14 protein-coding genes and 1 tRNA gene are annotated in these 18633 nt (G+C 63.6%); 7 read left to right on the top strand and 8 right to left on the bottom strand.

Annotated elements, in window-relative coordinates:
* Positions 1 to 7 precede the first annotated feature (7 nt).
* Complete coding sequence (locus FJ443_RS22190; protein WP_140496297.1) at positions 8 to 853, top strand: EamA family transporter; 846 nt, start codon at positions 8 to 10, stop codon at positions 851 to 853.
* On the opposite strand, the gene FJ443_RS22185 is transcribed toward FJ443_RS22190, so the two are convergent.
* Positions 840 to 2075, bottom strand: coding sequence for an MFS transporter (locus tag FJ443_RS22185; protein ID WP_140513694.1), 1236 nt, complete (start codon positions 2073 to 2075; stop codon positions 840 to 842). The two genes, FJ443_RS22190 and FJ443_RS22185, sit on opposite strands and share 14 nt — an antisense overlap.
* A 148-nt stretch (positions 2076 to 2223) precedes the next feature.
* Positions 2224 to 2586, bottom strand: coding sequence for a hypothetical protein (locus tag FJ443_RS22180; RefSeq protein ID WP_181165233.1), 363 nt, complete (start codon positions 2584 to 2586; stop codon positions 2224 to 2226).
* A 190-nt stretch (positions 2587 to 2776) separates the two neighbouring features.
* On the opposite strand from FJ443_RS22180, the gene FJ443_RS22175 reads away from it, so the two are divergent.
* Positions 2777 to 3109, top strand: a complete 333-nt coding sequence (locus FJ443_RS22175) for a hypothetical protein (RefSeq protein WP_140496294.1) — start codon at positions 2777 to 2779, stop codon at positions 3107 to 3109.
* A 689-nt stretch (positions 3110 to 3798) separates the two neighbouring features.
* On the opposite strand, the gene FJ443_RS22165 is transcribed toward FJ443_RS22175, so the two are convergent.
* Positions 3799 to 3873 (bottom strand) — tRNA-Val (locus tag FJ443_RS22165).
* A 116-nt stretch (positions 3874 to 3989) separates the two neighbouring features.
* On the bottom strand, positions 3990 to 4352 hold the full coding sequence (locus FJ443_RS22160; protein WP_006199474.1) for a response regulator: 363 nt from the start codon (positions 4350 to 4352) through the stop codon (positions 3990 to 3992).
* Between the two features lie 164 nt (positions 4353 to 4516).
* On the opposite strand from FJ443_RS22160, the gene FJ443_RS22155 reads away from it, so the two are divergent.
* Both FJ443_RS22155 and hisN read left to right on the top strand, forming a co-directional pair.
* Positions 4517 to 5458 (top strand): N-formylglutamate amidohydrolase, encoded by a 942-nt coding sequence (locus tag FJ443_RS22155; protein ID WP_140556542.1) that lies wholly within the window; start codon positions 4517 to 4519, stop codon positions 5456 to 5458.
* Positions 5459 to 5841: 383 nt separating this feature from the next.
* Positions 5842 to 6615: a histidinol-phosphatase gene (gene hisN / locus FJ443_RS22150; protein ID WP_140556544.1), complete on the top strand. Its 774-nt coding sequence runs from the start codon at positions 5842 to 5844 to the stop codon at positions 6613 to 6615.
* Between the two features lie 24 nt (positions 6616 to 6639).
* Here the strand turns inward: hisN and FJ443_RS22145 are convergent, their stop codons facing one another.
* Both FJ443_RS22145 and FJ443_RS22140 read right to left on the bottom strand, forming a co-directional pair.
* Entirely contained in the window at positions 6640 to 7083 is a 444-nt protein-coding gene (locus FJ443_RS22145) for a hypothetical protein (RefSeq protein WP_140556546.1), read from the bottom strand.
* Between the two features lie 305 nt (positions 7084 to 7388).
* Entirely contained in the window at positions 7389 to 8369 is a 981-nt protein-coding gene (locus FJ443_RS22140; RefSeq protein WP_140513689.1) for an alpha/beta hydrolase, read from the bottom strand.
* Between the two features lie 469 nt (positions 8370 to 8838).
* Here FJ443_RS22140 and FJ443_RS22135 point away from each other — a divergent pair, with 469 nt between their 5' ends.
* A complete protein-coding gene (locus tag FJ443_RS22135) occupies positions 8839 to 9306 on the top strand; it encodes an Hsp20 family protein (RefSeq protein WP_140496288.1) in 468 nt (155 codons plus the stop codon).
* Positions 9307 to 9379: 73 nt separating this feature from the next.
* Here the strand turns inward: FJ443_RS22135 and FJ443_RS22130 are convergent, their stop codons facing one another.
* Positions 9380 to 10432 carry a low specificity L-threonine aldolase gene (locus tag FJ443_RS22130; protein WP_140665923.1) on the bottom strand — a complete coding sequence of 351 codons (1053 nt, stop codon included), beginning with the start codon at positions 10430 to 10432 and terminating at the stop codon, positions 9380 to 9382.
* A 473-nt stretch (positions 10433 to 10905) separates the two neighbouring features.
* On the opposite strand from FJ443_RS22130, the gene gltB reads away from it, so the two are divergent.
* Together gltB and FJ443_RS22120 are read left to right on the top strand one after the other, a co-directional pair.
* Positions 10906 to 15630 carry a glutamate synthase large subunit gene (gltB, locus tag FJ443_RS22125; RefSeq protein WP_140665919.1) on the top strand — a complete coding sequence of 1575 codons (4725 nt, stop codon included), beginning with the start codon at positions 10906 to 10908 and terminating at the stop codon, positions 15628 to 15630.
* Positions 15631 to 15772: 142 nt separating this feature from the next.
* Positions 15773 to 17227 carry a glutamate synthase subunit beta gene (locus FJ443_RS22120; RefSeq protein WP_140496285.1) on the top strand — a complete coding sequence of 485 codons (1455 nt, stop codon included), beginning with the start codon at positions 15773 to 15775 and terminating at the stop codon, positions 17225 to 17227.
* Positions 17228 to 17384: 157 nt separating this feature from the next.
* Here the strand turns inward: FJ443_RS22120 and FJ443_RS22115 are convergent, their stop codons facing one another.
* A complete protein-coding gene (locus FJ443_RS22115) occupies positions 17385 to 18614 on the bottom strand; it encodes a DUF459 domain-containing protein (RefSeq protein WP_140560304.1) in 1230 nt (409 codons plus the stop codon).
* Positions 18615 to 18633 lie beyond the last annotated feature (19 nt).

Genomic DNA, 18633 nt, shown 5'->3' with positions numbered 1-18633 from the left:
GGCCCAAATGACGCTTTTCGTCTTCTTCGCGGTGCTTGCGGCGGCCGCCATGCACGCGATCTGGAATGCGCTGGTCAAGGTCCATCTCGACCGCTTCCTGTCGATCACCCTGATGACGCTTGGCATGGGATTTGCCGCGCTTTTCGCACTTCCCTTCGTCGAGGTGCCGAGGGCGGAAGTCTGGCTCTATATCATTGCCTCCGTCGTTTTCCACATGGGCTACCGGACCTTCCTGATCGGCGCTTACCAGGCCGGCGACTTCGCCCAGACCTATCCTCTGGCGCGCGGCACCGCGCCCTTGCTGGCGGCGCTTGGCGGTATGTTCGTGGTCGCCGAAGTGCCGGCGCCGCTCGCCATTCTGGGTATTCTTTTGCTGTCGGCCGGCACGCTGGTGATGTCGTTTCGCGGCGGCGCGCATCTGGAACGATTGAACCTGCGCGCGGTGGGCTTTGCGCTGGGGACCTCGATCTTCATCGCCAGCTACACACTGTCCGACGGCAGCGGGGCGCGGCTGGCGGCCACGGCGCAGAGCTATGCCGCCTGGCTGTTCGTGTGCGATGCGCTTGGAGCGCTGGTGCTGTGCCTGATCTTCCGTGGACCGCGGGCCTTGCCGGTGCTGGCGCGGGACTGGAAAGCGGGGCTGTTCACCGGCGTGCTGAGCGGCGCTGCCTACTGGATCGTCATGTGGGCGATGACCAAGGCGCCGATCGCCTCGGTGGCATCGCTGCGCGAGACCTCCATCCTGTTCGCCATGGTGATCTCGGTGTTCGCGCTCGGCGAGAAGATGACAGGCTGGCGCGGCGCCGCCGCGCTCAGCATCGTCGCCGGCGTCGTGGCGCTCAGACTCGGCTGACGTCGTGGTCCAGCACGGTCATCACCTGGCCGCGCCGTTCCGGACTGAAGCGGATGACGATGATGATGCAGACGGCGACCACGCCGGCGAATAGCGCCAACGCGTAGCCATAGCTGCCTCCGGGAGCCTCGGCTATGCCCGCCTGATAGGGACCGCCATAGGAGGCTGCGAGATTGCCGGCCTGGTAGATGAAGCCGGGCAGGGTCGCGCGCACCGCGCCGGGCGAGAGCTCGTTGAGGTGCACCGGAATGACGCCCCAGGCGCCCTGGACCGCGACCTGCATGACGAAGGCGCCGATGGCCAGCATGAAGGGCGTCGAGCTGTAGGCCCATAGCGGGATGGACGGCAAGGCAATCAGGCAGGCGAGCGTGATCGCATTGACGCGGCCGATCTTCTCGGACAGCGCCCCGAACGCCAGACCGCCGACGATGGCGCCAATGTTGGCGACGATGGTGATCCAGCTCACCGTGTGCGGGTCGAAACCATGCTGCTTCTTCAGGAATGTCGGGTAGAGATCCTGCGTGCCGTGGCTGAAGAAGTTGAAGAACATCATCAGCACGACCGCATAGAGGGCGACGCCCCAGTGCTTTTGCAGTGTCTCCAGCATGCCGGGCCTTGCGGTCTTCCGCGCCTCGACGAAGGCCGGCGATTCCGGAACATGTGAGCGGATGAAAAGGACGATCAGGGCCGGGATGAAACTGAGCAGGAACATGGCGCGCCAGCCGATCGTGTAGCCGCCGATCGTCTGGTGATAGAGCAGGCCATAGACGACCGCCGCTAGGAGGTAGCCGGCCGGATAGCCGCATTGCAGGATGCCCGAGACCATGCCGCGGGCGCTGGGCGGGATGGATTCCATGGCAAGCGAGGAGCCAAGTCCCCATTCGCCGCCCATGGCGATGCCGAACAGTGCGCGCAGCGCCAGGAATATGCCGAGATTGGGCGAGAAGGCGGCCAAAGCGCCGATCACGGAATAACTGACGATGTTGAGCATCAGGATGGGCTTGCGCCCGAATTTGTCTGCCAACGTGCCGAAGAAGAACGCGCCAATGAAGCGCGTCGCAAGGGTCAGGAAAAGCGCCTTTGACACCGCCGGGACGTCGGTCTGGAATTCAGACGCAATGTCGGTGAGCAGGAATGTCAGAAGGAAGAAATCGAAAGCGTCGAGCGTCCAGCCCAGGAATGAGGCAAGGACGGTTTTCTTCTGCTGCGAATTGAGCTTCAAGGCGTTCCTCCTGATGTCGAGGAACGTTATCGCGTCGAGGCGGACAATCGTCAGTCACTTTTCAGAGAACTTGGTCACGTTTGCGTAGGGGGTCACCGAGTCCACAGCCGCATTCATTGGACACCCGCCGGCCGAAGCCGACGGGCTATCAGCCCAGCAGGTGGTTCCAACTGACGCGAGGCACCTGGAGGCCAAGGTTGCGAGTCGAGACATCAGTGGCAATGCGGTCAGCAACCTTCCGTCGTCGTTTCCATCTGGCCAGGGCCGCGGACTTGGCGCTGGTATCCTGCTGACCGGGAGCTGACTCCTTGGCGCTGCCTGTCTGTTGGCCCGGTGCGCAATCCTTAGCGGAGTTGGTCGACTTGGTCGTGGTCGAGTCCGTGTTCTGATCCGTCGGCATCGTTGTCGTCGTGGAGGAGGAGCCGCTCGACGTCGTATTGGTCGATTGCGCCAGGGCAAGGCCGCCGGAAAGAATCATTACGGCGGAAGCGAGAAGAAGTCGTTTCATCATTCACTCCTGGTGAGTATCCCTTCGGCCGCATAACAAGGGAGTCGGCGAACGCTTCCGTGGAGTATCTGGCGCCGTCGCCGTGGCATCAGCGTGCCGGTTGTGGTGCGTCGATGACGACATACGGCCCGGCCCGGAACAAAGAAAAGCGCCGTTAGTTTCACCCGCAGGGCACTCAAACAGAAGGACGAGCATGATGAAAATGGCTTTGGTAATCGCGCTTGCGGTGTCGTTTTCTGCGGGCTCTGCAATCGCGGCATGTCCGGACAAGTCGGCTGCCAACACGGGCGCCGACACCCAACAGACTGCCGGTATTTCGAAAGATGGTACCCACGCGCCCTTGGAAACTCCGAAGGCCAAGGATAGTGCCGGCAAACCGGCCGCCAAGGATGGCAGCACAATGCCGTTGGCGGGGGCGGAAGGCGGCGGTGACAAGAATCTCGCAACATCGCAGCAGGATATCGAGGCGCAGCAGCATGGCGGCAAGACCGCGGCGGCAAAGGCCGACGACAGCTGCAATGACTGACGACGGAACAGGGCCGGAGCGGTTGTTGGCTCCGGCCTTTTCATCAAGTCTACAGAAGAGCCGGCCGGACGGAGCCAGCGGGGCCTCGACGGACCGCGAGTGTTTGCCTTCGGCAGGTAGAGCTATGCCTTGGACGAGGCGGCCTCAGAGTTCCGCGTCGTTCGATGGCCGAAGGGGAAGAGGGAGCCAAACGAAGAGCACTCCTCCGCGGCCAGGGCTATGATCATTTCATCGATTCTCTCAACCGTTTCTCTGCTCACGTGATCATCGCCATGAAGGCACTGACGCGCGCGCTTCAGGTGTCGTCGTGCGGCCTCGAAATCGCTGCCCATCCGTTCCTCCCGCTTAGAGAGACTCCAGATTTGAACAGTTCACTCCTTTAAGAAAGTCACCCGAAAGAGCGATTCGGTCGGCAATTGGAGGTAGATGCCCAAAACGCAGAAACCCCGCCCCGCGAGCGCAAACGGGGCTATTGAGCCGACGGAGGGCGGAGGGAAGCGTGCCGGCTAACTTCTCACGGCGCTGGTTGTTCCGTTCGGCTTTTTTCTTGACCCCGCCATATCGGGCGTAACACACAAGCTGTCACGGATCGGCCGCATCGGAATACTCAAGGGCACTATTCAGGAGCTCAGTGGGCGTTTTGTGCCGTTCTGTGCCAATCGGCCCAAGAAGCTAAGTCTTTGAAAGGATGGTGGGCGTGACAGGGATTGAACCTGTGACCCCTGCAATGTCAATGCAGTGCTCTCCCGCTGAGCTACACGCCCATCCGAAGCCGCGCATACACCATTTTTGATCCGGCGCGTCAATAGCAGGAAAGGGGAAAGAAGGCTCCGTTTTGCCGCACCGGCCGATAGTCGCCGATGCCTTGGGCAAAAACGGCTCAGGCCGCCTGCAGCATCTTCTCGACCTCGTTGACGAGGTCGCGCAGATGGAACGGCTTCGACAGCACCTTGGCGTCTTTCGGCGCCTTGGAATCCGGGTTCAGCGCAACGGCGGCGAAACCGGTGATGAACATGACCTTGAGGTCGGGATCGATCTCGGTGGCGCGGCGGGCCAGCTCGATGCCGTCCATCTCCGGCATGACGATATCGGTCAAAAGCAGCGAGAACGGTTCCTCGCGCAGCCGCTCATAGGCACTGGCGCCGTTGTCGAAATCGCTGACCTGGTAACCGGCGCGCTCCAGCGCCTTGACGAGGAAGCGACGCATATCGTCGTCGTCTTCCGCCAGAAGAATGCGTGCCATGATATCCCGTCCGAATCACCCGCCCGGACTCTGCCGAAAGGCAGGGCCGTTAACCATCCTGTATATGAGGAGGCGAGGGTAAACATCAAGTGAACGAGGCGCGGCATAATCCGCATTCGGAAAGGCGGTGCCGGCGCCGAAATGCTGGACATGCGGCCGTCAAGGTGGCACTTTCATCCTATGATGCATTGGTGTTTTCGGGTTCGTTCAAATTGAAGACGGCAGCCGAGGATTTTTCGGTCGTTCCCCCCTTCGAAATCCGGTCGGGCGCCGAGCAGCGCGTCCCCTTCCTCTTCAACTCACCCCACAGCGGGCGCCATTATCCGGAGCGCTTCCTCGCCATGGCGAGGCTGGACCGCAACGCCATTCGCCGGTCCGAGGACTGCTATGTCGACGAGCTGTTCGGCGGCGCGGTGGCGCTTGGCGCGCCGATGCTCGCGGCAAATTTCCCGCGTGCCTATCTCGACGTCAACCGCGAGCCGTGGGAACTCGATCCGCGCATGTTCGCCGAGCCGGTGCCGTCCTTCTGCAACATCCGTTCCGCGCGCGTGGCCGGCGGGCTCGGCACCGTTCCGAAGCTGGTCGGTGAAGGCCTCGACATCTACTCCGGTCGCCTGCCGCTGGCCGAAGCGGTTGCCCGCATCGAGGCGGTCTACAAACCCTATCATGAGACGCTGAAACGGCTGTTGACGCGAACCCACGCGCGTTTCGGCTTTGCCGTGCTGATCGACTGTCACTCGATGCCGGCGAGCATCCGCGTCGGCGACAACGGCCTGCGGCCCGATTTCATCATTGGTGACCGCTTCGGCATCTCGGCCACCGCGGCATTGACCGAGACCGCAATCGGCCTGCTCAACGCCATGGGCTATACCGTCGCCCACAACAAGCCCTATGCCGGCGGCTTCATCACCGAACACTACGGTCGCCCGGCGCGCCATCTCCATGCGCTGCAGATCGAGGTCAATCGCGGGCTCTATATGAATGAGCGGACATTCGAGAAAGCGGCGGGCTTCGATGCGCTGGCCGACGACCTGGCGCGATTTTCGGCCGACCTGATGGCCATGCCCGACCACCATTTCATGGATCTGCCGCTGGCCGCGGAGTGAACAGAGCCCGGTTTCATTAGATGGCGCCATCCACAACCGCCGCATAGTTCTGGGCGACATGGATCGGGATTGGCGGGGATTGGAACTGGCGGCGAAAAAAAGACCGCATCGTTCGCACGATACGGTCGAAGTCTAGGGAGGAAACGCCCAAGGAGGGCATGGACAGGAAACCCTGTCCGAGATCAATGGTATGGTGCGCTGCACAAATGTCAAGCGACCTACCGGCTTTTTTAATTCAGAGTGATGTGGAAATTGCGCTTCGGTGGCGCCGGCGTGTTATTCTGGCAACAGTCGGCGCGGCGAAAAATCCTGGAACACCCTTGTCTTGGCGCGGAACTGGCGGCACACGTGGGCTCGGCCATGCTGCAATGCGGGAGAATCAGTTGGACATCAGCATCGATTTCATGCGCCGCATCGCGCAAGCGGCGGCGGCGGAAACCTTGCCGCGCTTCCGCAACCAGGGCGCGGTCGCCAACAAGGAAAAGGGCAGCTTCGATCCGGTCACCGAAGCCGATCGCGAAGCCGAGCGTGCCATCCGGGCGCTGATCTCGGCGCAATATCCGGACCATGGCATTCTCGGCGAGGAACATGGAAGCGAGAATATTTCCAGCAGGCATGTCTGGGTAATCGATCCGATCGACGGCACGCGCGCCTTCATCTCCGGCCTGCCGGTGTGGGGGACGCTGGTCGGATTGACGGTGGAGGGCGATGCCGTTGCCGGATTGATGTCGCAGCCCTTCACCGGCGAGCTCTTCTACGCCAACGCCTCCGGCTCCCATTATGAGGGGCCGGGCGGGCCGCGCAAACTGGTCACACGCAAGACGACGAGCCTTGCTGAAGCAACGCTGTTCACCACGACGCCGGCGCTGTTCAAGGGCGAGGCGCGCCTGCGCTACGACCAGTTCGAGAGGCAGGTGCAACTCGCTCGCTATGGCACCGACTGCTACGCCTTCGCCATGGTCGCCGCGGGAAGCGTCGACATCGTCGCCGATCCCGGACTGAAGCCCTATGACATCGTGGCGCTGATCCCCATCATCGAGAAGGCGGGCGGCGTGGTCACCACCTTCGACGGCGGGCCGGCCGAGAATGGCGGCGATATATTGGCGGCGGCGACGCCCGAGCTCCATGCAGCGGCGATGGCGGCCCTGCGCGGCTGAGCATCCGTTTCGCCGCGATGCGCTTTAGGCGTCTGAGAGACGCAGGCCCCATAGAATGAGCGCGAAAGCGATGAGGCCGGTCGGCGCGGACGAATAGGCGATGCCTTTGATCGCGTATTCCTGAAAGGCGCTTCCATGCGCGGCTCCGGCCGCCAGCGGCATCGTCTCGTCGCCGGCTCCCCAGAGGCTGGCCATCACATAGGCTGCCAGGATGGCCAAGGCTGAATAGATCAGGAACCAGAACGCAATCCGCGACATCGCGACGCCAAGATTGAGCCTGGACCAGACGAGACCCAAAACCAGCAGCAGGACGCCCTGCAAGGCGCTGAGTGTGTGAACCGACAATCCGAGCCGCGGTGCGGCGAGGTATGGGATGGCGAACCCTTCGAATGACGAAAACAGCAGGAGGGCGATGCCGAGCTGCAGCAGGCGATGGCCCTGGCGTGGCAGCGTGCCCGATGCGTTCATGACCGCTCCTCCCGATCCCGTCGACTGACCTCTGCGGACGGTAACTAGCGCCCGGCGCCGGAACGGGAACCAGGCGTCGAGCTGTCTCCGGCCGAACGGCCGAATTGAGAAGCATGCATAGCCGTTAAACCTGCCGAGGCGTCGGCGCGATCATCGTCCGACATTGATCCGTGCAAGACGGCGTGCTGGGAACGGGCGTTGTCGGCGGATAGCGGGGCGACCTGGGGGGCCAACCGGATTATGGAATTTCGCCAACCAGGCATGAGCCGGCGCCGGACCGGCTCCGGTCTCGGCAATACGCGCCATCAGGCCGTCGGGTCGTCGCTGCCGGGAATGAAAGCGTCGAAGGCGGCGAGGAATTGCTCGCGGTAGATGTCGGCCTCCTGCAGGATCTCGTGACGCGCGCCGTCGATCATGAGCAGCGAGCCGAGGCGCAGACGCCTGGCATAGGCTTCCACGGCCTTGGTCGAGACGACCTGATCGGCACCGGCGGCGATGACCAGCAGGGGGACCCGGATGCGGGCCATGAATTCGGGATCGCTTACCGCTTCCGCGGCTTCGGCAGCCGCTCTCAGCCAGCGGATCGTCGGGCCGCCAAGCGCCAGTTGCGGGTGATCCTCGTAGATCTTAGTGTTGCGGCGGTAGCGTTCCGGATCCGTCGTTACCTTGTTGGTGTCGAAGGGAGCGGTAACCTTCGGCCGCGGCCCCCAGGCGGCGTAAAGCCGGCCAAGGCCCAGGGCACAAAACAGCGAACAGACGCGGCGGACCGTCCGGATCGAGACGGGCAGGTCGGGCAAGGTGAAGAACGGCGCGATCAGCACCATGCGCCGCACGCGGTTGACCATGGAGGGCGAAGCAAGCAGCGTGATCACGGCGCCGGCCGAATGGGCAAGGATGTAGTACGGCCCGCGGCAGTCCGGCAGCACGATCTCCTCGAAGAACTGTTCAAGGTCGGCCGTGTGGTCGCGGAAGGACCTGATATAGCCGCGCTGGCGATCGCGGATCAGCCGGTCGGAGCCGCCTTGGCCGCGCCAGTCCAGCGTGGCGACGCCAAAACCGCGCGCCGCAAGGTCGCGGATGGTTTCGAAATATTTCTCGATGCACTCGTTGCGGCCGGACAGCAGCACCACGGTGCCCTTCATCGGGCGGGCGACCGCGGCGAACAGGCCATAGCGTATCTTCTTGCCGTCGCGTGCCGTAAAAAAGCCGCCGGTGGCGTTTTCCGGTCGCGGGTTGCCCTCAGTTTCATGAAAAAGGGGAGTTTCGTGAAAAGGGAGATCCGTCATTCGGCGCTTCGTGCTCGGCGTCTCGCATGCCTGCCTGTCGTGGCCGGCCTCGCCAAGGTTGATAGCCGTCCATGGGCCAAAAGCAAAGGAATTCCGGGAGCGTCGGATCGGCAACAGGGAAGGCCGGAAGCCGCTATGAGCGCGCTTCCGGCCCCTGTCGATCCGGGAGGAAGGGACGTTGCACCCGGTTCGGCCTCGTCGCGGCGCCCGGTCCATGCAAATCCGGCGCCGCTTGTCCTTGATGTCGAGAGCAGTCTAGCGGCGGCTGTCTGAACGCGCGCAAAAGCGCCGGTTCATCTGCCGTTCATCCTCGATTTTTGCCGGGAGGCAAAATCTTGAAATGGCTTTGCCCGCTCCCCAAATGTTGATTGCGGCCGCCAATGTCGGGGCCGCTGGTCAAACCGGAACGCCGCTCACGGGTTTCGCACCGGCCAAACGCAAGCCTTGTTGCTCAACAGGAGAACACACCATGCGTCACGTTGATTTTTCCCCGCTCTATCGCTCGACCGTCGGCTTCGACCGTCTCTTCACCATGCTTGATTCCCTTGCGCAGCCCGATGGCGCGCAGACCTATCCGCCCTACAACATCGAGCGCACCGGTGAGGATGCCTACCGCATCTCGATGGCTGTCGCCGGCTTCTCGGACGAGGAGATCTCGATCGAGGCCCACCGCAATGTGCTGACCGTGAAAGGCGAGCGCAAGGATGAGGGCACGGGCGAGGGTTCCGAACTGCTCTATCGCGGCATTGCCTCCAGGGCCTTCGAGCGCCGCTTCCAGCTTGCCGACCACGTCGAGGTCGTGGGCGCCACGCTGAAGAACGGCCTGCTCTTCGTCGACCTGAAGCGCAACATCCCCGAGGAACTGAAGCCGCGCAAGATCGCGATCACTTCGGCTCCGGCCAAGGCCAAGCAGATCGAGGCCAAGACCGCTGCGTAATCCCTAAGTCTCCTCCCGAGACGGAAGCGGCGCCGAAAGGCGCCGCTTCTTTTTTATTTGCCGAGAACAGCAATTATCCTGCGATCAACTGGCCAAAGCGGTCGACTTCCTCTGACGTCGTCGCAAAACTGGTGACGAAGCGATAGAGCAATTCGTCCTCGCCGATATGGCCTTCGAAGCCATGCGGCTTGTGCCAGTCGTAGAAAACAGCACCCGCCGCCTGCAGCCTGTCGGCTTCAGCCTTTTTCATCACCGCGAAAACCTCGTTCGCTTGCGGCAGCCAAGCCAGTTTCGCCGTCTCGGAATCCTCGATCGCCGCGGCAAGACGGGCAGCCATGGCATTGGCGTGCCTGGCGGTGTCGAGCCACAGGCCGTCGCGGAAATAAGCCTCGAACTGTGCCGCGATAAAGCGCGATTTGGAAAACAGCTGGGCGGCGCGCTTGCGCAGGAAGGCCAATTCCCGGGCACGCTCGAGATCGAACAGCACGATCGCCTCGGCGCACCAGCAGCCGTTCTTGGTGCCGCCGAAAGACAGTATGTCGACGCCACTTTTCCAGGTCATTTCGGCGGGCGTCGTGTCGAGCGCGACCAGTGCATTGGCAAAGCGGGCGCCGTCCATATGCAATGGCACGGAATGTTGCCGCGCGATGGCCGAGATCGCGGCGATGTCATGCAGGCCGTAGACCGTGCCGACCTCCGTCGACTGGGTGATCGAGACCGCCATCGGCCGGCCCCAATGGACCACCTCGCCGGCGAAACGGCCGATCGCCGTTTCCAGATTGTGCGGATCGATCCGGCCCAGCGCGCCATCGACGGCATGCAGCCGCGAGCCGCCGGAGAAATATTCCGGTGCGCCGCACTCATCTTCGATGACATGCGATTCGCGATGAGCGAAGGAAATGCCGCCGGGCTTGTTGTAGGCGGTCAGCGCCAGCGAATTGGCGGCGGTGCCGGTGGCCACGAAGAACGCCGCAACCTCGCGTTCGAAGATTTCGCTGAAGCGCTGGCAGACGGCCTGGTCGAGCGCGCCATCGCCATAGGCAGTGGAAAAGCCGCCGGCGTGGGCCGAGAGGCCGGAGGCGATGTTGGGGTGGGCGCCTGCCCAATTGTCGGAAGCGAAGAACATGCATCTGCCTGTGCTGGGAAAATCGCTGCAACCTTGACCGGTTTCATGGCTGGCTCGCAAGGGCCAGACGCCAGAAAACGGGTAAAGCCAGCGAGCTGCCGAAAACCGGCAGGGACCGAAGCTTGCGTTTAGCGGGTATTTCACGAAACTTTGTGTCGCGGAACGCCTAAGTTTTTTGTGAATCGGTCTTGTATGCGCCCGGCTTTTCTGCCATAAAAATTTAGGACAGTAGTGCTGTCTTATTTTGTCGCGCAAAACAGGCTGGATTGGCGTATTCTAAGCCTCTCCGGCTTTTGCTGCGAGCGACAGGTGGACGGCCGTGCTCTGGCCTGTACGATACCGGATGCGAACCGCGCGGTGAGCCGCATGGTTCGGCAAGGATTTCGCAAGACGTGCCGTAAGGATGAAGGGGAAGCAATGCGCTTCCCGAGGCAAACCAGCGCCCGCAAGGACGCGGAATGGAGGACAGGACGATGACGGAATTGACGCACGCTGCGACGAACGGCAAGGCCGCGCAGACGAAAGCGGCAGCCGTCAAAACCCTGGCCAATACCCGCCGCACCGGTTTGACCGCCCAGGGCCTTTACGATCCGCGCAACGAGCACGATGCCTGCGGTGTCGGCTTCATCGTCAACATGAAGGGCGCGAAGTCGCACACGATCGTCGAGGACGGGCTTTCCATGCTCGAAAACCTGACGCATCGCGGCGCCGTCGGCGCCGATCCGCTGATGGGCGACGGCGCGGGCGTGCTGGTGCAGATTCCCGACGGCTTCTTCCGCGAGGAGATGGCCGCGCAGGGCGTCGAGCTGCCGCCGGCGGGGCAGTATGGCGTCGGCCATTGGTTCATGCCGCAGGATGCCGCGCTGCGCGCCCATGTCGAGGACATCATTGCCGAATCGGCGCAGTCCGAGGGGCTGCCGCTGCTCGGCTTCCGTGACGTGCCGGTCGACAATTCGTCGCTCTCCAAGGCCCCGGATATCGTGGCATCCGAGCCGTTCCACCGGCAGGTCTTCATCGGACGCACGGCCGACATTCCCGACGACGAGGAGTACGAGGCCAGGCTCTATCTGCTGCGCAAGGTCATATCGGGCCGCATCTACGCCGAGAACGACAACAAGGACATCGGCGCCTACTGCGTGTCGCTGTCGGCGCGCACCATCGTCTACAAGGGTATGTTCCTGGCCTATCAGGTCGGAGCCTATTACAAGGACCTGTCCGATCCGCGCTTCGAAACGGCGCTGATCCTGGTCCACCAGCGCTTCTCCACCAACACCTTCCCCTCGTGGAAGCTGGCGCATCCCTATCGCATGGTCGCGCACAATGGCGAGATCAACACCGTGCGCGGCAACAACAACTGGATGGCGGCGCGCCAGGCGTCGGTGGATTCGGAGCTGTTCGGCAACAACATCTCCAAGCTCTGGCCGATCTCCTATGAGGGCCAGTCCGACACCGCATGTTTCGACAATGCGCTCGAGTTCCTGTTCCAGGGCGGATACAGCCTCAGCCACGCCATGATGATGCTGATCCCGGAAGCCTGGGCCGGCAACAAGCTCATGGACGCCGACCGCAAGGCCTTCTACGAATACCACGCGGCGCTGATGGAGCCGTGGGACGGGCCCGCCGCGGTCGCCTTCACCGACGGGCGCCAGATCGGCGCCACGCTCGACCGCAACGGCTTGCGGCCAGCGCGCTACATCGTCACCGACGACGACCGGGTCATCATGGCGTCGGAGGCCGGCGCGCTGCCTGTGCCGGAGGAAAAGATCGTCCAGAAGTGGCGGCTGCAGCCCGGCCGCATGCTCTTGATCGATCTTGCCAAGGGCCGCATCGTTTCCGACGAGGAGATCAAGTCGGAGATCGCCACCAGGCATCCCTACAAGACCTGGCTCGCCAATACGCAGCTCATCCTGGAGGACCTGAAGCCGGTCGAGCCGCGCGCGCTGCGCAAGGATGTCAGCCTGCTCGACCGCCAGCAGGCGTTCGGCTACACCCAGGAAGACACCAAGCTCTTGATGTCGCCGATGGCCACCACAGGCCAGGAAGCCGTCGGTTCGATGGGCACCGACACGCCGATCTCGGCAATGTCGGACAGATCGAAGCTGCTCTACACCTATTTCAAGCAGAACTTCGCCCAGGTCACCAATCCGCCGATCGATCCGATCCGCGAGGAACTGGTGATGAGCCTGGTGTCCTTCATCGGCCCGCGGCCCAACATTTTCGACCTGGTCGGCAGTTCGCGCCGCAAGCGGCTGGAAGTGCGCCAGCCGATCCTGACCAATGGCGATCTCGAAAAGATCCGCTCCATCGGCCACACCGAGGATCGGTTCGACACCAAGACGATCGACATCACCTATGCCTCGATCGAGGGCGCGGCCGGCATGCAGGGCGCCATCGATCGGCTGTGCGAGCGGGCGGAAGCGGCGGTCGCCGGCGGCTACAACATCATCATCCTGTCCGACCGCCAGCTCGGGCCGGACCGCATCGCCATTCCCGCGCTTCTGGCCACGGCCGCGGTGCATCATCATCTGATCCGCAAGGGGCTGCGTACTTCGGTCGGGCTCGTCGTGGAATCCGGCGAGCCGCGCGAAGTGCATCATTTCTGCTGCCTCGCCGGTTACGGCGCCGAAGCGATCAATCCCTATCTCGCCTTCGACACGCTGCTCGACATGCACAAGCGCGGCGAACTGCCTGAAGAGGTCGACGCCTACGAAGTCGTGTCGCGCTACATCAAGTCCATCGGCAAGGGCATCCTCAAGGTGATGTCGAAGATGGGCATCTCGACCTATCAGTCCTATTGTGGCGCGCAGATCTTCGACGCGATCGGGCTGAAGACCGATTTCGTGGAGAAGTATTTCACCGGCACCGCCACGCTGATCGAAGGCGTCGGGCTGGACGAGATCGCCGAGGAGACCTTCAGGCGTCATACGGATGGTTTCGGCAACGATCCGGTGCTGCGCAACAGCCTGGATGTCGGCGGCGAATACCTGTTCCGCATGCGCGGCGAGGCGCATATGTGGTCGCCCGACGCGGTCGCCACCTTGCAGCATGCCGTGCGTCAGGGGTCTTGGGAGACCTTCAAGGAGTATTCCGCGCAGATCGACAGCGAGACGGCGCGCGCGCAGACCATTCGTGGCCTGTTTAAGATCAAGCTGGCGGAAGATACCGGCCGCAAGAAGGTCCGTCTCGACGACGTCATGCCGGCGGCCGAGATCGTCAAGCGTTTCTCGACCGGCGCGATGTCGTTCGGCTCGATCTCCAGGGAAGCGCATACGACGCTGGCGCGCGCCATGAACGCCATCGGCGGCAAGTCGAACACTGGCGAGGGCGGCGAAGAGGCAGACCGCTATCTGCCGCTGCCCGGCGGCGGCAAGAACCCCGAACGTTCGGCGATCAAGCAGATCGCTTCCGGGCGGTTCGGCGTGACGGCCGAATATCTCGTCAACTCCGACGTCATGCAGATCAAGGTGGCGCAAGGCGCCAAGCCCGGCGAGGGCGGCCAGTTGCCCGGCCACAAGGTCGACGCCACCATCGCCAAGGTCCGGCACTCGACGCCCGGCGTCGGCCTGATCTCGCCGCCGCCGCATCACGACATCTATTCGATCGAGGATCTGGCGCAGCTGATCTACGATCTGAAGAACGTCAACCCGGCGGCCGACATTTCGGTCAAGCTGGTGTCGGAGGTCGGGGTCGGCACGGTCGCGGCGGGCGTCGCCAAGGCGCGCGCCGACCACATCACCATCTCGGGCTACGATGGCGGCACGGGTGCCTCGCCGCTGACGTCGCTCAAGCATGCCGGCAGCCCGTGGGAGATGGGCCTTGCCGAGACGCACCAGACGCTGGTGCTCAACGGTCTCAGGTCGCGCGTGGCGCTGCAGGTCGATGGCGGATTGCGCACGGGCCGCGACGTCATCATCGGCGCGCTGCTCGGCGCCGACGAGTTCGGCTTCTCGACCGCGCCGCTGATTGCGGCCGGCTGCATCATGATGCGCAAATGCCATCTCAACACCTGCCCGGTTGGCGTGGCGACGCAGGATCCGGTGCTGCGCAAGCGCTTCAAGGGCACGCCCGAGCACGTCATCAACTTCTTCTTCTATGTCGCTGAAGAGGTGCGCGGACTGCTTGCCGAAATGGGCTTCACCCATATCGACCAGATCATCGGCGACGCCGATCTCCTGGAAAAGCGCGACGTGATCCAGCATTGGAAGGCGCGCGGGCTCGACTTCTCGAAGATGTTCTACAAGCCCGATGCGCCACATGAGGCGGTGCACTGGACCGAGCGGCAGAAGCACCCGATCGACGACGTGCTCGACCGCAAGCTGATCGAGCTGGCCAAGCCGGCGCTGGAGGCCAAGCAGCCGGTCAAGATCGAGGTCGACATCCGCAATGTCGATCGTTCGGCGGGCGCCATGCTGTCGGGCGAGGTGGCCAAGCGCTTCAAGCACAAGGGCCTGCGCGAGGATACGATCCAGGTGAAGCTGACCGGGACCGCCGGCCAGTCCTTCGGCGCCTTCCTGGCGCGCGGCATCTCCTTCGAGCTGGTCGGCGCCGGCAACGACTATGTCGGCAAGGGCCTGTCGGGCGGCCGCATCGTCATCCGGCCGCCGGATGAAGCCAAGATCGTCGCGGCCGAGTCCATCATCGTCGGGAACACGGTGCTCTATGGCGCTACCGAAGGCGAGGCCTATTTTGCCGGTGTCGCCGGCGAGCGCTTCGCGGTGCGCAACTCGGGCGTCGTCACCGTCGTCGAGGGCGTCGGCGACCATGGCTGCGAATACATGACCGGCGGCATCGTCGTCGTCATCGGCAAGACCGGCCGCAACTTCGCCGCCGGCATGTCGGGCGGCGTTGCCTATGTGCTGGACGAGGCGGGCGATTTCGCCGAGCGCTGCAACATGGCCATGGTCGAGCTGGAGCCGGTGCCGGAAGAAGACGACCTGATGGAAAAGCTGCTGCACCATGGCGGCGACCTCGACCACAAGGGCCGCGTCGACGTCTCGGGTGACATGACCAGCCATGACGAGGAGCGGCTCTACCAGCTGATCTCGAACCACGTGCACTATACGGGTTCGGTGCGCGGCCGCGAGATCCTCGACAATTGGGCGGGGTTCCGGCCGAAATTCCGCAAGATCATGCCGGTCGAATACCGCCGCGCGCTGATCGAGATGGAACGCATGCGCATGAGCGTGGCGGCCGAATAGATCTTCGCAAAGGCCGGGAAGCCCAGGCTTCCCGGCTCCATGTCACTGATAATTTGACCTCTCGCGGAAGGTTGCCACGGCTGCCTGAAGAGGTTAACGGGTGCGGCGAAAACCGCACCATCTGGACAGCAGGAACTGGACTATGGGCAAGGTAACAGGCTTTCTCGAGATCGACCGGCAGGTGCACAAGTATCAGCCGGCCTCCGACCGCATCCGGCATTTCCGCGAGTTTACGCTGCCGATGTCGGACAAGGAGGTCGAGAAACAGGCCGCGCGCTGCATGGACTGCGGCATCCCGTTCTGTCACGGGCCGACCGGCTGCCCGATCCACAACCAGATCCCGGACTGGAACGACCTCGTCTATAACAGGGACTGGGACAATGCGATCCGCAACCTGCATTCGACCAACAATTTCCCCGAATTCACCGGCCGCATCTGCCCCGCGCCTTGCGAGGAAGCCTGCACGCTGAACCTCGAGGACATTCCGGTGGCCATCAAGACGGTCGAGCAGGCGATCGCCGACAAGGCCTACGAGACCGGCCATATCAGGCCCTATCCGCCGGAGAGGAAGACGGGCAAGCGCGTCGCCGTCATCGGCTCCGGCCCGGCCGGCATGGCCGCCGCCCAGCAGCTCGGCCGCGCCGGCCATGATGTCCATGTCTACGAGCGCGAAAGCCGGCCAGGCGGGCTGATGCGCTACGGCATTCCGGACTTCAAGATCGAGAAGCACTATATCGATCGTCGCATCGAGCAGATGCAGGGCGAAGGCGTGACCTTCCATTGCGGCGTCAATGTCGGCATCGACAAGCCCGTGGCCGAACTGCTCGCCGAGCATGACGCGGTGCTCTATTGCGGCGGATCCGAGACCCCGCGCGCGGCCAATATCCCCGGCGACGATCTCGGCGGCGTCTATGACGCGATGCCCTATCTCGTGCAGCAGAACCGGCGTGTCGGCGGCGAGCCGATCCAGTCGGTGGCGTGGCCGTCGCACCCGATCATCGCCAGCGGCCAGCATGTCGTCGTCGTCGGCGGCGGCGATACCGCTTCCGACTGCGTCGGCACCGCCTTCCGCCAAGGCGCCGTGCGCGTCACGCAGCTCGACATCCGTCCGCAGCCGCCGGAGAAGGAAGACAAGCTCGCCGTCTGGCCCTACTGGGCGACCAAGATGCGCACCTCCTCCTCGCAGGCCGAGGGCGCCGAGCGCGAATTCCAGGTGGCGACACTCGAATTCATCGGCGAGGAAGGCCAGCTGACCGGTGTCAAATGCTGCGAGGTCGACGATAAGCGCCGACCGATCGTCGGCACCGAGTTCGTCATCCGCGCCGATCTCGCCTTCATCGCCATCGGCTTTGCCGGGCCGGCCATGGCCGGCGTGGTGTCGGAGCTCGAAGGGGATATGAAGATCGTCACCGACAGCCGACGCTCCCGCAATGTCGAGGCCAATGACCGCGACTACCGGACCAGCGTCGACAGGCTCTATGCCGCGGGTGACGTGCGCCGCGGCCAGTCGCTGGTGGTCTGGGCCATCCGCGAGGGTCGCCAGGCGGCGCGTTCGATCGACGAGGCATTGATGGGTTCGAGCGTCCTGCCCCGCTGAGACCGTTTGGAAACTCTACTCCTGCGGCCATCTGAAGGCGTTTCTGCGCTTCCGGTGCTCACGTACCCCAAAGTACGCTCCGCTCCGGTTCTCGAAAACGCCATCATATGACTCGCAGCAGCGAGTTCCGAAAACGGTTTCGGGCCCCTCCGCGTTGCTAAGGAGTGATGGCCGTCGTCGTGCCAGCCCTGGCGGCCGCGGCTGCCGGATTTGTCTTCGGCGGCCAGGCGAAATCGTCGGCGCGGCCGGGCGAAGCCACCGGCGCCTTGCCCTCGACCACCAGTTTTTCGCCGGGCAGGCCCGGGTTGGCCTTCGCGGGCGGTCCGGCGCCGAGCAGTTCCGTGCCGCCGTCGAGCGCCGGATCGCTGAGCAGCATCGGCGCGGTGCGGTCAATGACGATGGGAGCGGCGGCCGGCGCCGGCGCCTCGACCGGCGCGCCGGCAGGAGCAGCGGTCGGGGCGACGCTTCCCGGCGCGGCCAGGCCCAGGACCTTCATCAGCGGCTTTTCGGTATAGAAGGCGAGCTTGCGCTTGCCGGCCTTCGACATGTTGATGCCGTCATCGGAGCGCAGCCGCACGGGCTGGCCGTTGATGTCGGGGCCACTAGTGACGAAGGCGCCGTTCTCATCGACGAATCCATCCCAGATATCGACAAATTCGCCGCCATGGCTTTCGGCCGCCTGACGGTAGATGTCGTTGAAGGCGAGCATGTCGGATGTCATCTTCGAAACCCTGAACGCCGGCATGCCGACCCACAGGAAAGGCACCTTGGCCGTGGCGATGGCCTTGCCGAACGCTTCGGTGCGGCGCTCGTATTCCTTGGTCCAGGTCTCGGAACGGGGCTGCTCGCGCACATCCCCCACCTTCATCGGCTGGCGGTCGTTGGAACCCAGCATCACGACCACGGCGGCGGGCTTTTCGGTCTCTATCAATGATTTGATCTGTTCTGGCCAATTGTAGAAATCATCGCGCACGAAGCCCGACGAGCCATTGGAGCGAACGACGATCCTGACGCCGGTATTCTCGGCAAAGGCGGTGTCTAGACCTTCGGCGAGCCCGGCCGCCATGAAATCGCCGACCACCAGGACGACCCGGGCGTCCGGCGCCTTCTCGGCGATCGGGATTTCCGGTTCCGCGGGCGGACGCGGCGCGCGCGGCTTTTTTGCCTTGGGCCTGGGCCTTGGTTTCTGGATGTCCAGCGGCGGCTCGATCCGCTCGCTGCGGCGCGGGAACAGAAGGTCACGCAATGACCAGCCGCGGCTTTGCTGCTCCTGCGCCATGGCGGGCGCATGGAAGGCGCCTGCCATGGCGACGGCGAGCACGGCGACGGCCAGGAACAGCACCAGCATGCGGGGAATGAACGTCCCGATGCGCGCAGCCCAAGCCAATCGCTCCTCCTCAGTTCAT

Origin of the sequence: Mesorhizobium sp. B2-6-1, from assembly GCF_006440475.1 — a bacterium.
Classification (GTDB): Bacteria; Pseudomonadota; Alphaproteobacteria; order Rhizobiales; family Rhizobiaceae; genus Mesorhizobium.
Note: the sequence above shows the minus strand (reverse complement) of the source record. Positions and strands in the feature narration are given on the sequence as shown.

Excerpts from the sequence above, each read along its gene's own strand:
- FJ443_RS22190 (WP_140496297.1), top strand. The coding sequence starts at position 8 with ATGACGCTTTTCGTCTTCTTCGCGGTGCTTGCGGCGGCCGCCATGCAC.
- FJ443_RS22180 (WP_181165233.1), bottom strand. The coding sequence starts at position 2,586 with ATGATGAAACGACTTCTTCTCGCTTCCGCCGTAATGATTCTTTCCGGC.
- FJ443_RS22175 (WP_140496294.1), top strand. The coding sequence starts at position 2,777 with ATGATGAAAATGGCTTTGGTAATCGCGCTTGCGGTGTCGTTTTCTGCG.
- FJ443_RS22160 (WP_006199474.1), bottom strand. The coding sequence starts at position 4,352 with ATGGCACGCATTCTTCTGGCGGAAGACGACGACGATATGCGTCGCTTC.
- FJ443_RS22145 (WP_140556546.1), bottom strand. The coding sequence starts at position 7,083 with ATGAACGCATCGGGCACGCTGCCACGCCAGGGCCATCGCCTGCTGCAG.
- FJ443_RS22140 (WP_140513689.1), bottom strand. The coding sequence starts at position 8,369 with ATGACGGATCTCCCTTTTCACGAAACTCCCCTTTTTCATGAAACTGAG.
- FJ443_RS22135 (WP_140496288.1), top strand. The coding sequence starts at position 8,839 with ATGCGTCACGTTGATTTTTCCCCGCTCTATCGCTCGACCGTCGGCTTC.
- FJ443_RS22130 (WP_140665923.1), bottom strand. The coding sequence starts at position 10,432 with ATGTTCTTCGCTTCCGACAATTGGGCAGGCGCCCACCCCAACATCGCC.
- gltB (WP_140665919.1), top strand. The coding sequence starts at position 10,906 with ATGACGGAATTGACGCACGCTGCGACGAACGGCAAGGCCGCGCAGACG.
- FJ443_RS22120 (WP_140496285.1), top strand. The coding sequence starts at position 15,773 with ATGGGCAAGGTAACAGGCTTTCTCGAGATCGACCGGCAGGTGCACAAG.